At 64.1% G+C, this 13,480-nt stretch carries 13 protein-coding genes; 4 read left to right on the top strand and 9 right to left on the bottom strand.

Features of this window, described 5'->3' with window-relative positions; genetic code table 11:
* Window position 1: 1 nt before the first annotated feature.
* From WIN67_RS03870 to WIN67_RS03835, 8 genes are all read right to left on the bottom strand, one after another.
* A complete protein-coding gene (locus WIN67_RS03870) occupies window positions 2-370 on the bottom strand; it encodes a glyoxalase superfamily protein (RefSeq protein WP_110595960.1) in 369 nt (122 codons plus the stop codon).
* A 116-nt stretch (window positions 371-486) separates the two neighbouring features.
* The gene (locus WIN67_RS03865; RefSeq protein ID WP_339070659.1) at window positions 487-1,953 is read right to left on the bottom strand and encodes a D-aminoacylase; all 1,467 of its coding nucleotides are present in this window, start codon (window positions 1,951-1,953) and stop codon (window positions 487-489) included.
* A gap of 1 nt (window position 1,954) precedes the next feature.
* Entirely contained in the window at window positions 1,955-2,815 is an 861-nt protein-coding gene (locus tag WIN67_RS03860; protein WP_102861044.1) for a MurR/RpiR family transcriptional regulator, read from the bottom strand.
* Window positions 2,816-4,165 carry a gluconate:H+ symporter gene (locus tag WIN67_RS03855; RefSeq protein WP_102861043.1) on the bottom strand — a complete coding sequence of 450 codons (1,350 nt, stop codon included), beginning with the start codon at window positions 4,163-4,165 and terminating at the stop codon, window positions 2,816-2,818. It abuts the gene before it with no gap.
* Window positions 4,166-4,381: 216 nt separating this feature from the next.
* On the bottom strand, window positions 4,382-5,827 hold the full coding sequence (locus WIN67_RS03850) for a SulP family inorganic anion transporter (protein WP_339070658.1): 1,446 nt from the start codon (window positions 5,825-5,827) through the stop codon (window positions 4,382-4,384).
* 212 nt (window positions 5,828-6,039) lie between these two features.
* The gene (ggt, locus tag WIN67_RS03845) at window positions 6,040-7,707 is read right to left on the bottom strand and encodes a gamma-glutamyltransferase (RefSeq protein WP_339070657.1); all 1,668 of its coding nucleotides are present in this window, start codon (window positions 7,705-7,707) and stop codon (window positions 6,040-6,042) included.
* 217 nt (window positions 7,708-7,924) lie between these two features.
* Entirely contained in the window at window positions 7,925-8,836 is a 912-nt protein-coding gene (locus WIN67_RS03840; RefSeq protein ID WP_339070656.1) for a LysR family transcriptional regulator, read from the bottom strand.
* 75 nt (window positions 8,837-8,911) lie between these two features.
* Window positions 8,912-9,502, bottom strand: a complete 591-nt coding sequence (locus WIN67_RS03835) for an NAD(P)H-dependent oxidoreductase (RefSeq protein ID WP_102861039.1) — start codon at window positions 9,500-9,502, stop codon at window positions 8,912-8,914.
* Window positions 9,503-9,705: 203 nt separating this feature from the next.
* Between WIN67_RS03835 and WIN67_RS03830 the strand changes: the two genes are divergently transcribed.
* Window positions 9,706-10,020, top strand: a complete 315-nt coding sequence (locus tag WIN67_RS03830; protein ID WP_102861038.1) for a putative quinol monooxygenase — start codon at window positions 9,706-9,708, stop codon at window positions 10,018-10,020.
* A gap of 9 nt (window positions 10,021-10,029) precedes the next feature.
* On the opposite strand, the gene WIN67_RS03825 is transcribed toward WIN67_RS03830, so the two are convergent.
* On the bottom strand, window positions 10,030-10,794 hold the full coding sequence (locus tag WIN67_RS03825; RefSeq protein ID WP_339070655.1) for a sulfite exporter TauE/SafE family protein: 765 nt from the start codon (window positions 10,792-10,794) through the stop codon (window positions 10,030-10,032).
* 238 nt (window positions 10,795-11,032) lie between these two features.
* Between WIN67_RS03825 and WIN67_RS03820 the strand changes: the two genes are divergently transcribed.
* The 3 genes from WIN67_RS03820 to WIN67_RS03810 all read left to right on the top strand — a co-directional run bounded on the left by WIN67_RS03820 (window position 11,033) and on the right by WIN67_RS03810 (window position 12,980).
* Complete coding sequence (locus WIN67_RS03820) at window positions 11,033-11,914, top strand: LysR substrate-binding domain-containing protein (RefSeq protein WP_110653100.1); 882 nt, start codon at window positions 11,033-11,035, stop codon at window positions 11,912-11,914.
* A 56-nt stretch (window positions 11,915-11,970) separates the two neighbouring features.
* Entirely contained in the window at window positions 11,971-12,546 is a 576-nt protein-coding gene (locus WIN67_RS03815; protein ID WP_102878286.1) for an NAD(P)H-dependent oxidoreductase, read from the top strand.
* 62 nt (window positions 12,547-12,608) lie between these two features.
* Complete coding sequence (locus WIN67_RS03810) at window positions 12,609-12,980, top strand: MerR family transcriptional regulator (protein WP_102878285.1); 372 nt, start codon at window positions 12,609-12,611, stop codon at window positions 12,978-12,980.
* Window positions 12,981-13,480: the final 500 nt, after the last annotated feature.

Here is a 13,480-nt window from a genome sequence, read left to right as displayed (position 1 = left end):
CTCAGACGCTGATGGCGTTGGTGAACACCAGCCGATTGCCGAACGGATCGCTGATGGTCATGTCCTGGCTGCCCCAGGGCATGGCCTGGATCTGCGGATGGGAAAAGCGGTACTGCTTGGCCAGCAATTGCTGCTGGAAGGTTTCCAGTTCATCGGTCTCGATCCGCAGCGCCGCGCCCGGGGTGCAATCGCCGTGATGCTCGGACAGGTGCAGCACGCAATCGCCCCGGGACACCTGCATGTACAGCGGGAAATTGTCCTCGAAGCGGTGCTGCCAATCGAGGTTGAAGCCCAGGAAGTCCAGGTAAAACTCCCGGGCCTTGGCTTCATCGAAGATCCGCAGGATGGGGGTGGTTTTGCCAAAGCTCATTGCATGACTCCCTGACTGAATTAGGCCGACTCTACAGGTGGCGATTCCCAGCACTTCGGCGCCGCGCAAGGATTCTTTAATGGCACAGCGCCATCACTGTGATGAAGATCAAAGAATCAGACTACGGATGTGAAGCCCCGGCGCAAATCCCCCTCTCGCGGTAAGAAACGTCCCGAGCGTTGACCGTTGGCCTGGCCCTCGGCGTAGCTGCGCACGCCATTGACCCAGACCCCGTCGATCCCTTGCGCGGCTTGCTGCGGGTGCTTGAAATCGGCCACGTCGCGCACCCGCGCCGGATCGAACAGCACCAGGTCGGCCCAATGCCCCTCGCGGATTTCGCCGCGCTGGTGCAGGCCAAATCGCGCCGCCGAAAGCCCGGTCATCTTGTGCACCGCGGTGTGCAGCGGGAACAGGCCCAGGTCGCGGCTGAAGTGGCCCAATACCCGAGGGAAGGCCCCCCACAACCGTGGATGAGGGAAGGGATCTTCCGGCAGGCCATCGGAGCCGATCATCGACAACGGATGGGCGAGGATGCGCCGCACGTCGCTTTCATCCATGCCGTAGTACACCGCCCCCGCCGGTTGCAGGCGCTCGGCGGCGACCAGCAGGCTGACGCCCCACTCGTCGGCAATCTCGTTCAGATCACGACCGCCCTGTTCGGGGTGCGGCGTGGACCAGGTGATGGTGATGCGGTACGCATCGGTGACTTGCTTGAGATCCAGGGTCGAGGAGCTGGCGGCGTAGGGATAACAATCGCAGCCCACCGGATGATCCTGGGCCGCCTGTTCCAGGGCCGCCAGCAGTTGCGGACTGCGGCCCCAGTTGCCGGCGCCGGCGCATTTGAGGTGGGAGACGATCACCGGCGCCCGGGCCGCGCGACCGATCAGGAAGGCTTCGTCCATGGCCTCCAGCACCGGCTCGAACTCGCTGCGCAGGTGGGTGGTGTACACCGCCCCGAACGCCGTCAGTTCCTGGGCCAGTTGCAGCACTTCATCGGTCTCGGCGCAAAACGCGCTGGCATAGGCCAGCCCGCTGGACAGGCCGAGGGCGCCGTCCTCCAGGCTTTCGCGCAGTTGCTCGCGCATGGCCGCGATTTCGCCAGCGCTGGCGGTGCGATACAGGTCCGAAAGGTGGTTGCTGCGCAGCGCCGTGTGCCCCACCAGGGCCGCGACGTTCACCGCCGGGCGCGCCTCATCCACCGCCGCGCGATAGTCGCGAAAGTGCGGATAGACAAACATCGAGCGCTCGCCCAGTAAGTTCATCGGGTCCGGCGGATCGCCCTTGAGGCTCACCGGCGCAGCGCTGATCCCGCAGTTGCCGACGATCACTGTGGTCACACCCTGGCTGAGCTTGGGCAACATCTGCGGCTGGCGGATCACCACGGTGTCGTCGTGGGTGTGCACATCGATGAAACCCGGGGCCAGGACCCGGCCGCCGGCATCGATCTCGTGCTCGGCGGTGGCGGCGCACAGGTCACCGATGCGCTGGATGCGACCGTCGCCGATCGCCAGGTCGGCGGGATAGCCCGGGCGGTCGCTGCCGTCGATGATCAGGGCGTTGCGGATCAGCGTGTCGTAGCGCATATCAGTCTCCCAGGGGCAGGCAGTCGTCGCCGCCCCGGTAATGGTCCAGGGCCAGCTTGATTCGCCGCAGGCGCTCCTGGCTGTCATCGGGCAGGGCCAGGGCCAGCTCGGTGGCCAGCACATCAATGGCCAGCAGCATGCCGTAGCGGGCCGCGGTGGGTTTGTAGATGAACGAGGTTTCGGCGCTGTGCAGCGGCAGCACCACGTCCGCCAGTTGGGCCAGGGGTGACTCCGGCAGGGTAATGGCGAGGATGCCGGCACCGTAGTTGCGGGCCAGGGCCACCGCGTCCAGCAATTCGGGGGTGATGCCGGTCAGGGAACAGGCGATCACCGCATGTTGCGGCCCCAGGGCGGCGGCGGTCACCCGCATCATCACCGGGTCGTGGCAGGCGGCGATGGGGTAGCCCAGGCGCACCAGGCGCACCTGCAGTTCATCGCTGCACAGCGTCGAGCAGCCGCCCATGCCGAAGGCGTGGATCATCCGTGCGCGCCCCAGCAAGCGCACCGCATCGGCAAACTGCGTTTCCTCGAAACCGGCCAGGTGCTGATGCAGCGCAGACTCGATATCGCCCAGGATCTGCCGGTAGAAGCCGGACTGCTCGGGCGCCCCGGCCGGGTCGAGAAAGCGGCTGCCGACACCGCTGGCCTGGGCCAGCTGCAAGCGCAGTTGGCGCAGGTCGCGGCAACCGACACTGCGGGCAAAGCGCGACAGGGTGGCGGCGCTGACTTCGGCGCGCTGGGCCAGTTCGTCGAGGCTGGCGGAGGCGGCAAAGCCCACGTCGTCGAGCAGCAAGCGGGCGATCCGCCCTTCCCCGGCGCTGAAGTCATCCAGGCGCGAACGGATCTGATAAAGAATGTCCATCTACAACAGCTCCGCGAGTCCCAGGGTCAGGCCGAAGGCGATCAGCGAAATCAGCGTCTCCAGCACGGTCCAGGTCTTGAAGGTTTGAATGACGGTCATATTGAAGTATTCCTTCACCAGCCAGAAGCCACCGTCGTTGACGTGGGACAGAATCACCGAACCGGCCCCGGTGGCAATCACCAGCAGTTCCGGGTGGGGATACCCCAGGCCGACGGCTACCGGCGCCACCACCCCGGAAGCGGTGGTCAGGGCCACGGTGGCGGAACCGGTGGCGACCCGCATCAACACCGCAAACAGCCAGCCCATCCACAGCGGCGAGAGCTGGAATTCATGGGCCAGGCCGACGATCTGCTCGGTGACCCCGGAGTCGATCAGAATCCGGTTGAGGCCACCACCGGCTCCCACCAGCAAGGTGATGCTGGCGGTGGGCGCCAGGCACTCGTTGGTGAATTTGAGGATCGATTCACGGTTGATGCCCTGGGCCAGCCCCAGGGTCCAGAAACTCACCAGGGTGGCCACCAACAGGGCGATCACCGAGTTGCCGATAAACAGCAGGAACTGATTGAGCCCGGTGCCGGGCTCCGCCAGCAGGTTGGCCCAGCCGCCGATCAGCATCAGCACCACCGGCAGCAGGATGGTGAACATGGTCAGGCCAAAGCTGGGCAGGCGCGCCCGGGGTTCGCGGGCAATGAACTGACGCTCCAGGGGGTTCTCGGCCGGCAGATGGATGTGCGGCACGATAAACCGGGCATACACCGGACCGGCGATGATCGCCGTGGGCACGCCGATCAGGATCGCGTACAGCAGGGTCTGCCCCACCGACGCCTGATAGGCCTGCACCGCCAGCATCGCCCCCGGGTGCGGCGGCACCAGAGCGTGGACCACCGACAGCCCGGCGACCATGGGCAGCCCCACCATCAGCAGCGACACCCCCACCCGCCGTGCCACGGTGAAGGCAATGGGGATGAGCAGTACAAAACCCACTTCGAAAAACAGCGGCAGCCCCACCAGGAAGGCAATGCACACCATCGCCCAGTGGGCGTTGCGCTCGCCGAAGCGGTCGATCAGGGTCCGCGCCACTTGTTCGGCGCCGCCGGATTCGGCCATCAGCTTGCCGAGCATGGTGCCCAGGGCCACCACCAGGGCGATATGGCCCAGGGTCTTGCCGACCCCGGCTTCATAGGCACCCACCACACCGGACGGCGGCATGCCGGCCATCAGCGCCAGGCCGACGGACACCAGGGTGATGACGATAAAGGGATTGAGTCGGTAGCGGGCGATCAACACGATCAACGCAATGATGGCGACTGCGGCGTAGCCCAGCAGCCAATAACCCGTTGCGGGAGCCATGGTGTTCTCCTTGAAAACAGCGTCACTTTCGAATGGTTGTGAAACTCTTTAATCACTTAAGGAGTTTTGTTTCAAACCAAGTGAAACTAATTTTCGTAAAGAGGCAGGCCTTGTCGCGAACAGCTATGCAAAAGCGCGAGCGATGAAAATCGGTAGTGGCTATTTTCATCCCCGCGCATTGAAAAACGGGCGAGCACTGCCACTCGCCCCCGGGCTTCAGTCGTGTTGCACCCGGGCTCGTTTCAGCAGCTTCTTGCAACGCTCCGACAGGTGCAGCACCCGCAGTTGCTTGCCGGCCTTGGCATAGCGCTCGCGCAAGGTTTTCAGGGCGGCGATGGCCGAGTAGTCGACAAAGCTCAGGTGGCGACAGTCGACGGTGACCTGCTGCGGATCACCCGCCGGGTCGAACTGATTGAGAAACGGCGTGGTGGAAGCAAAGAACAACGTGCCGTGCAAGTGATAGCGCTTGCTGCCGTCGGCCTCCAGGTGAGCGTCGGCGTACAGCTCCCGGGCCTGCTGCCAGGCGAAGTTCAGCGCCGCGATCACAATGCCGCAGAACACCGCTATGGCCAGGTCGGTGAACACCGTGATCACGCTCACGGCGAGGATCACCAGCACATCGTTCATCGGCACCTTGTTGATCACCCGCAACGAGGCCCAGGCAAAGGTCTGCTGCGACACCACGAACATCACCCCTACCAGGGCCGCCAGGGGAATGCGCTCGATCAGCGGCGACAGGAACAGCACGAACACCAGGATCAGCCCCCCGGCCACCACCCCGGACAAGCGCCCGCGACCACCGGAGCTGAGGTTGATCACCGTCTGGCCGATCATCGCGCAGCCGCCCATGCCGCCGAACAGGCCCGACACCACATTGGCCGCGCCCAGGGCCACGCATTCGCGGTCCGGGTAGCCACGGCTCTCGGTGATTTCGTCGGTGAGGTTCAAGGTCAGCAGGGTTTCCAGCAGGCCGACCATGGCCATCAGCAATGCGTAGGGCGCGATGATGCCCAGGGTGTCCAGGTTCCACGGCACCTGGGGCAGCGCCAGGCTCGGCAGGCCGCCGGCGATGTGGGCCATGTCCCCCAGGGTGCGGGTCGGCAGGCCCAGCAGGTACACCAATGCGCCGACGCCGAGGATCGCCACCAGGGCCGGTGGCACCGCCCGAGTCAGGCGTGGCAGCAGGTAGACAATGGCCATGGTCAGCGCCACCAGCCCGGCCATCAGGTACAGCGCCTGGCCGCTGAGCCAGTGCTCACCGCTCTTGAAATGCTCCAGCTGGGCCAGGGCAATGACGATCGCCAGGCCGTTGACGAACCCCAGCATCACCGGGTGCGGCACCATGCGCACCAACTTGCCCAGGCGCAGCAGGCCAAAGGCGACCATGACCAGCCCGCCCAGCAACACCGTGGCCAGCAGGTACTGCACCCCGTGCTGCACCACCAGGGCGACGATCACCACCGCCATGGAACCGGCAGCGCCGGACACCATGCCCGGCCGACCACCGAACAGCGCGGTCAGGGTGCAGATGAAGAAGGCGCCGTACAGGCCCATCAACGGGTTGAGATGGGCCACCAGGGCGAAGGCGATGCATTCGGGGAGCAAGGCGAAGGAGGTAGTGAGTCCGGCCAGGACATCGGCGCGCAGACGTTTTGCTTTCATGGTTGACCTGATAGGCGGACCGGCAGGCGCGGCCCTGGGAAGAGCGGAAAGAAGGCGGGGAATGTTACGGAATTGAGCCATCGACGACCAGCCGGCCGTCGGAGCCTGCACAACGAATGTAGGAGCTGGCTTGCCAGCGAAGACGATTTCGCGGCTGGCGCAAAACCCGGAGGCCTCTTCGCCGGCAAGCCGGCTCCTACAGGGGGCAGCGGTTATTTGACGACCTTGCCGACGCCACGACCGCGGGGGTCGGAAGCGGTTTCAAGCTGGGTGCCGTTGACCCGGATCGCCTGGATGTCGCCCATCTCCCAACCCTGGTCTTCCAGGGTGTAGCCCATGGTTTTCAGCTCATCGGCGACCTTGCCGGTGAGCGGCGCATAGGCGTCGTAGTAGATCGTGTCCTTGGGCAGCAGCTGGTGATGCACGCGCTGCGCGGCCACGGCTTTTTCCAGGGGCAGGTTGTAGTCATAGAGGTTGTTCAGCACCTGGAAGATCGAGGTGAAGATCCGCGAACCACCGGGTGTGCCCAGCACCAGGGTGACCTTGCCATCGCGGGTCACCAGGCTCGGGCTCATGGACGACAGCATGCGCTTGCCCGGGGCGATGGCGTTGGCATCGCCACCCACCACGCCGAAGGCGTTGGCTACGCCGGGCTTGGCACTGAAGTCATCCATCTCATCGTTGAGCAAAAAGCCCGCCCCCTTGACCACCACGCCACTGCCGTAATCCCAGTTCAGGGTGTAGGTGTTGCTCACCGCGTTGCCCTGGGCATCGACGATGGAGAAGTGGGTGGTCTGGTGCGGCTCAAGCCCGGGACGCACTTTCTCGGTGGCCGAGATGGCATTCGGGTTGACCTCGGCGGCGCGTTTTTTCAGATAGGCCGGGTCGGTCAGTTGCTTGACCGGCACGTCGGAGAACGCCGGGTCGCCCAGGTAGTCGGCTCGGTCGGCGAACACGCGCTTTTCGATTTCCGCCAGCAAGTGGATGTACTTGGCCGAGTTCAGCTCGACGCCCTTGAAGTCCGCGGCACGTTCTTCCTTGATGCTGATCAACTGCGCCAGGGCCACCCCACCGGAGCTGGGTGGCGGTGCGGTGTACAGGGTGTTGCCACGGAAGCTGACCTGCAGCGGCTGGCGCCACTGGACCTTGTAGTCCTGCAGGTCCTGTTTGGTGATCAGGCCTTTGTCGGCCTGCATCTGCGCCACCAGCAAGTCGGCGGTCTTGCCGCTGTAGAACTCTTTGGCGCCCTGGTCGGCGATGCGTTCCAGGGTGGCGGCCAGCTCCGGCTGACGGAAGGTTTCACCGGGTTTCATGCTGCCGAAGTAATCGCCGAAGTTGGTGCTGCCGTTGAACAGCTTCAACGCATCCTCGCGGTACTGGTACTGCTTGTCCGCCACCTTGAAACCGTTTTTCGCGTAGCCCACGGCCGGGGTGATCAACTCGCTCCACGGCAACTTGCCGAACTTCTGGTGAGCTTCCCACAGGCCCATCACGGTGCCCGGCACCCCGGCGGCGCGCGCGCCCACCAGGCTCAGGTTCTCGATCACCTCGCCCTTTTCATTCAGGTACATGTCCCGAGTCGCGGCCTTGGGCGCGGTTTCCCGGTAGTCGAGGAAGTAGGGTTTGCCGTCGATGAACATCGTCATGAAACCGCCGCCGCCGATGTTACCGGCTTCGGGGTAGGTCACTGCCAGGGCAAAGGCCGTGGCCACCGCGGCGTCCACCGCGTTACCGCCTTTCTTCAGGATCTGCGCCGCGACATCGGCGCCGTACTGGTTGGGCGCAGCCACCGCGCCGCCTTCCAGGGTCACGGCGAACGCCGAACTGCTGGCGGCGATGGCGGCCGTCAGGGCCAGGGTCTTGAACAACAGGATGCGCATAAAGTCCTTCCTTTTCTTGTTTTTGAACGGCAAGAACATAGGCCCGGGATCACGGTTTGAGCAATCGTCAATTGCAGTACGCGCGTACCAACCCACAAACATAAATGACCGTAGGAGCTGGCTTGCCAGCGAAAGCGATTTCAAGACTTGCGCAAAACCTGGGGGCCTCTTCGCCGGCAAGCCGGCTCCTACGGTTGATTGGCGGGGAACGGGGCTTTCAGCCCTGGAACTCGGGGTGGGCGTAATCGGCCAGCTTGCCCTGGATGAAATCCAGGAAGCACTGGATGCGCAGGGCCAGTTGCGAGTTGCGGTAGTACACCGCGTTGATCGGCTGGCGGTAGCCGCTGTTGAACGAGGCCAGCACCGGTTGCAGGCGCCCGGCGCGGATGTCGTCGATGGTCATGAAATGCGACAGGCAGGCAATCCCCTGCCCCTCCAGCGCCAGGTGGCGCAAGGTCTCGCCGCTGGAGGCACTGATGCCCGGCAGGATCTGCCAGCGATCACCGTGCAGATGGCGCAACGGCCAGTGGTTGAGGGTTTCGGTCTGGGTGAAGCCGAGCAAGGTGTGTTCGGCCAGTTCGGCCACGCTGTGCGGCGTGCCGTGGCGGGCCAGGTAATCGGGGCTGGCGAGGATATGCAGCGGGCTACAGCCCAGGGAGCGGGCATGCAGGGTCGAGTCCGCCAGCACGCCGATGCGGATGGCGATGTCGGTGCTCTGCTCCAGCAGGTCGATGATCAGGTCGTTGCTGTTGAGTTCCAGCTGGATGTCCGGGTACAGGCGACGGAACTCGGCCACATGGGGAACGATGGCGTGCAGCATGAAAGGCGACGCGGCGTTGATCCGCAAACGCCCGGACGGATTGCGCTGGCGCGAGGACAGGCGCTCTTCGAGTTCGTCCATCTGATCGAGAATCAGCTTGGCCTGCTCGAAGAAGTAGCGCCCTTCTTCGGTCAGGTCCATGCGTCGAGTGGTGCGGTTGATCAGCGTGGTGTCGAGCTTGGCCTCCAGCCGCGACAAGGTGCGGCTGACTGCCGAAGGGGTCTGGGCCAATTGCTCGGCGGCAGCGGAAATCGAACCGCACTCGATGACGCAAACCAAGACTTGCAACTCGTCGGATCGGGCTTTCACAGGAGTCCTTTATCGGCGCGGGTGGGCCCTGGATAAACCGCAGGCCCGCTTCAAGGCGCTCAATAGTAGCCGGATTCAGCCCTGAAGATTGAACACCGCCTTGAGGTGCTCCGCGTAGCGCTGTACGTCGGCTTCGATGTTCGGGCGCTTCATCACGTCGACACAGAGGAAGGTCGGCAAGCCGCGCATGCCGAGGAACTGGTTGGCCTTGTGGAACGGGAAGTACACCGCGTCCACGCCCTTGGCTTCGAAGAAGTCGGTCGGATCGTCAAAGGCCTGCTGCGGCGCGTTCCAGGTCAGCGACAGCATGTACTGCTTGCCCTGGATCAGGCCGCCGCTGCCGTATTTCTGTGAGGCGTCGGAACGGGTCCGGCCATCGCTGGCGTAGAGGCTGCCGTGGCCTTCGGTGAAGACTTCGTCGATGTACTTCTTGACGATCCACGGCGCGCCCATCCACCAGCCGGGCATCTGGTAGATGATCACGTCGGCCCAGAGAAACTTCGCCACTTCTTCCTGAATGTCGTAGCCCTCGTCGATATGGGTGACCTTGACCTCCAGGCCACCGCGATCCAGCACCGCCAGGGCGGTGTCGTGCAGGGTGGCGTTGTAACGGCCATCGGAGTGGGCGAACTGTTTGGCGCCATTGAGCAGCAGTACTTTTTTCATGATCCGGCCTCATCGGGGACAGCCCATCGCGCATCAGCAGCGACGGGTTGTGAAGGTTGCAAACGATGGCGGCAGGTTAATCAGGCCGGGAGCGGAGAATAAGCCCGGGTCGCTCAAAATACATTTGACTAAAACGCACGAATCGATAGCCGATCTTTGCCTTAGGATTTTCAGCACCTTCCCCGTCAATGAGTGTTTTGCGCATGTCCACGCCCCAGGCCTTTATCCTTCACGCCAAGACCCGTCCCGAACGCGCCGACGCCTTCCAGGCGTTCTTCCTGAGCCATGTCGCCGCCAGCCGCGCTGAAGCCGGCTGCATCGAGTACCACATGCTGCGGGACCGGGAAGACCCGAGCCTGTTCATCTTCTACGAGGTCTGGGCTTCCCAGGAGGCGCTGGATAGCCACTCTGGCCTGCCGCACATGCAGCAGTTTCTCGACGCGCGCATGGACTACCTGGAGCGCGACTTCGAGATCCGCGCCATCGACATGCTCAGCCCGGCCGCGGCTGGCCGCTGAGCCAGAGGTCTAGCCGCTGATCAACAGATGCCCACCCAGCAGCCCCAGGCCGATGAAGAACACCCGCTTGAACAGCAAGGCGCTGATGCGCTGGCGCAACCATTGCCCCAGCCACATGCCCAACAGCGCCGGGGCCAGGGTCAGCAAGGAAGCCCCCAGCTCGGCGCTGCCCAGGGCGCCACGCCACAGCAGACCGGCGGCCAGGGCCAGGGTTGAAACCGTGAACGACAGGCCCAGGGCCTGCACCAACTGATCCCTGTTCAAGCCTAGGGCCTGCAGATAGGGCACCGCCGGGATCACGAACACCCCGGTGGCCGAAGTGATGACCCCGGTGACCAGCCCGCATAGCGGCGCCAGCCAGCGCTCCTGGGCCGGCGACACGCGCAGGGTCGGCAACAGCAGGCCGCTCAGGGCATACAGCAGCAACGCCGCGCCCAACCCCCGCACCACCCAATGCCCGCCCTCGATGGCCAACCACAATGAACCGGCGGCCGTGCCGACGAAGATCGCCAGCAACATCGGCCACAGGCGCTTGAGCAAGGCCGGCAGGTGCCCGCCAAAGGCCAGTTGCCAGAGATTGGTCAGGGTCGCCGGAATGATCAGCAAGGCTGCAGCCTGCGCCGGAGCCATAGCCAGCCCCAACAGCCCCATGGCGATGGTGGGCAGACCGAGGCCGATCACCCCCTTGACCATGCCGGCCAGTACGAAGGTGCCGATGACTAGCAGAGAAAGGGCCAGTCCGAGGTTTTGATAAAACGCGAGAGAGCTGTTCATGGGCCTATCCTGCGCCCTGCCCGCCGAGCTGAAAATCTGCCATATACTGAGCCAGCCTCTTGCCAGGCAATAGGCACATACCAAAACCTATTGCCCGTACCTCCGTAGGAGCTGGCTTGCCAGCGAAGGCGCACTCAAGCCCGATGCAAAATCCTAAGGCCCCTTCGCCAGCAAGCCGGCTCCTACAAAAACATCTGCACGGCCTCCGTAAGAGACCCCGTTCCCCGAGGAATGCCCCATGCACTTCGACCTGATCGACCTGCGGCTGTACCTGAACATTCTCGACGCCGGCAACATCACCGCCGGGGCCGCTCGCAGCCATCTGTCCCTGGCCGCCGCCAGCGCTCGAATCCGCGCCATGGAAGCCTCCCTGGGCATCGAGTTCCTCGAACGCGGGCGCCGCGGCATTCGCCCGACGCCCGCCGGCAAGGCCCTGGCCCAACATGCCCGGACGCTGTTGCTATACGCCGAACACCTGCAACAGGACCTCGCCGAATACGCCAAGGGAATCAAGGGCCAGGTACGCCTGTTGTGCAACACCACCGCCCTCAGCGAGTACCTGCCGGAGTTGCTGGCGGACTTCCTGCACAACCAGCCCCAGGTGGATATCGACCTGCAGGAATTGCCCAGCCAGCGCATCACCCACGCCCTGCGCCAGGGTGCGGCAGACCTGGGTATCGTCTCCGACGCGGTGGACATTCAGGGACTGATGAGCCGGCCTTTCCGTGATGATCCGCTGGTCCTGGTGATGCCCCAGGATCACCCGCTGAGCCTGCAGCCCAACCTCAGCTTCAACGACACCCTGGCCCACGACTACGTTGGCCTGGCCAGCCATAGCGCCCTGGCGGTGTATCTGGAGGAACAGGCCCTGCACCTGGGACGACGCATGCAATTGCGCATCCGCGCCGAAGGCTTCGACGCCCTGCTGCGCATGGTGGCCCGTGGGGCTGGGCTGGCGCTGGTGCCCCTGGCGGCCCTGGAGCGCAACCGTCACCTGCCGTTGCAGTCCCGCCCGCTTAGCGAAGCCTGGGCCCGGCGCCGGTTGCTGTTGTGCGCCCGTGACTTCGCAACGCTGCCGCTGTATGCCCAAGGTTTGTGCGCGGCACTGCTGCCGCCTTGACTCTCCCCTTAGGGGCAGACTTTAGCCTTGGGGTTTATCCCTCAAGGACCACGGCAATGAGCAAACGCATCCTGGTGATTCTCGGCCACCCCTCGCGCAACAGCCTGTGCGCGGCATTGAGCGAGCGCTATGTGAAGGCGGCGCAGGAAGCCGGGCATGACGTGCGCCAGCTCAGGCTCGGCGACCTGCGCTTCGATCCGGTGCTGCGCGAAGGCTACCGGCAGATCCAGCCTCTGGAGGAAGACCTGCAACGGGCCCAGGCCGACATCCTCTGGGCCGAGCACCTGACCTGGGTCTTCCCCATCTGGTGGGGTGGGATTCCAGCCCTGATGAAGGGCTTTCTCGACCGTGTGCTGCTGCCGGGCTTCGCCTTCAAGTACCGCCCCGGCAAGGCCTTTCCCGAGCAACTGCTCAAGGGCCGCACCGCCCACCTGATGGTGACCATGGACACCCCGCCCTGGTATTTCCGCTGGTTCTATCGCATGCCCGGCTTGCAGCAGATGCGCCGCACCACCCTGGCCTTCTGCGGCATCAAGCCGTTGCGCACCCTGACCTTTGGCCCGGTGCTGGACGCCAGCGAAGAACGCAAGGCGGATTGGCTGATGCAGGCGCAGTACCTTGCCAGGCAGTGAATCCACCGGATAATGCGCAACGCTGTCCACCGCCCGAAACCGGTACTGAACAAGGAGTTTTCATGTACATCGGCCAAGCCGCGCAACTGTCCGGGACCACCGTCAAGAGCATCCGCCACTACGAAGCCATCGGCCTGTTGCCCGAAGCTCCGCGTCAGGGTCGCTACCGTCTCTATGACGCCCAGAGCGTCGAGCAACTGATGTTCATCAAATGCGCGCAGCAGTTGGGGTTCAAGCTCAAGGAATTGCAGCAGGTGTTCGCCACGCACCAGGGCCAGGCCTTTCCCTGGGACCGCGCGCAGGCCGCCCTGGCGCAAAAGAGGCGCGAGCTGCAACAACAGATCGATGACTTGCAGCAGTTGCAGAGCCGGCTCGAAGTCTTCGAGACCAGCCTGCAACAGGCTCGCGAAGAGTGCCCCCTGGGCAGCCTCTAGCGGGTCGTTGAGAAAGGAGCGGAAAGGCGCATTCCGATAGAAAAATCAATTAATCAGTGACGCCAATCAGGCTCAGCGGCTCGCACGAACAAGTACGCTGGCACCGTCCAGACCTCCGGACTCGCTCCACCGGCTCCGCCCTTAGACTTTCGGAGGCAACTTGGGGCACCAAACCAAACTGCGATGTGTTCCTCGGGGACATTGGGGTCCCCCTCAATGCCGACCACGACCGCCAGAAGGCCGTCCAGCTCGACTAAGTCACCACGTTGCCAATTTGTCATGCACAGCACCTTTGAAGGCTTTCGATTTTCAAGTCGGCTCGTTCGCCGCAAGCGCGACACTCACCACAACTCAAGTCGGGGATGACTGCCACCACCCAGCGATTGCGCCCAGGCGGATCGCATTGTAAGCCGCTAAGGCCCAGGAGACCCAGCCTCGCAAGGTGGCGAGACCTCGCCACCCTCCTTAGTCGCTCACTACGCACGCTATACACAACCTGC

The organism is Pseudomonas idahonensis, from assembly GCF_037903935.1.
In the GTDB taxonomy this organism is placed as follows: Bacteria; Pseudomonadota; Gammaproteobacteria; order Pseudomonadales; family Pseudomonadaceae; genus Aquipseudomonas; species Aquipseudomonas danubii.
This window is presented reverse-complemented; position numbering and strand designations above follow the sequence as displayed.

Coding starts and splice junctions, on each gene's coding strand:
- WIN67_RS03870 (WP_110595960.1), bottom strand. CDS start 370: ATGAGCTTTGGCAAAACCACCCCCATCCTGCGGATCTTCGATGAAGCC.
- WIN67_RS03850 (WP_339070658.1), bottom strand. CDS start 5,827: ATGAAAGCAAAACGTCTGCGCGCCGATGTCCTGGCCGGACTCACTACC.
- WIN67_RS03835 (WP_102861039.1), bottom strand. CDS start 9,502: ATGAAAAAAGTACTGCTGCTCAATGGCGCCAAACAGTTCGCCCACTCC.
- WIN67_RS03865 (WP_339070659.1), bottom strand. CDS start 1,953: ATGCGCTACGACACGCTGATCCGCAACGCCCTGATCATCGACGGCAGC.
- WIN67_RS03810 (WP_102878285.1), top strand. CDS start 12,609: ATGTACATCGGCCAAGCCGCGCAACTGTCCGGGACCACCGTCAAGAGC.
- WIN67_RS03860 (WP_102861044.1), bottom strand. CDS start 2,815: ATGGACATTCTTTATCAGATCCGTTCGCGCCTGGATGACTTCAGCGCC.
- WIN67_RS03830 (WP_102861038.1), top strand. CDS start 9,706: ATGTCCACGCCCCAGGCCTTTATCCTTCACGCCAAGACCCGTCCCGAA.
- WIN67_RS03820 (WP_110653100.1), top strand. CDS start 11,033: ATGCACTTCGACCTGATCGACCTGCGGCTGTACCTGAACATTCTCGAC.
- WIN67_RS03855 (WP_102861043.1), bottom strand. CDS start 4,165: ATGGCTCCCGCAACGGGTTATTGGCTGCTGGGCTACGCCGCAGTCGCC.
- ggt (WP_339070657.1), bottom strand. CDS start 7,707: ATGCGCATCCTGTTGTTCAAGACCCTGGCCCTGACGGCCGCCATCGCC.
- WIN67_RS03825 (WP_339070655.1), bottom strand. CDS start 10,794: ATGAACAGCTCTCTCGCGTTTTATCAAAACCTCGGACTGGCCCTTTCT.
- WIN67_RS03815 (WP_102878286.1), top strand. CDS start 11,971: ATGAGCAAACGCATCCTGGTGATTCTCGGCCACCCCTCGCGCAACAGC.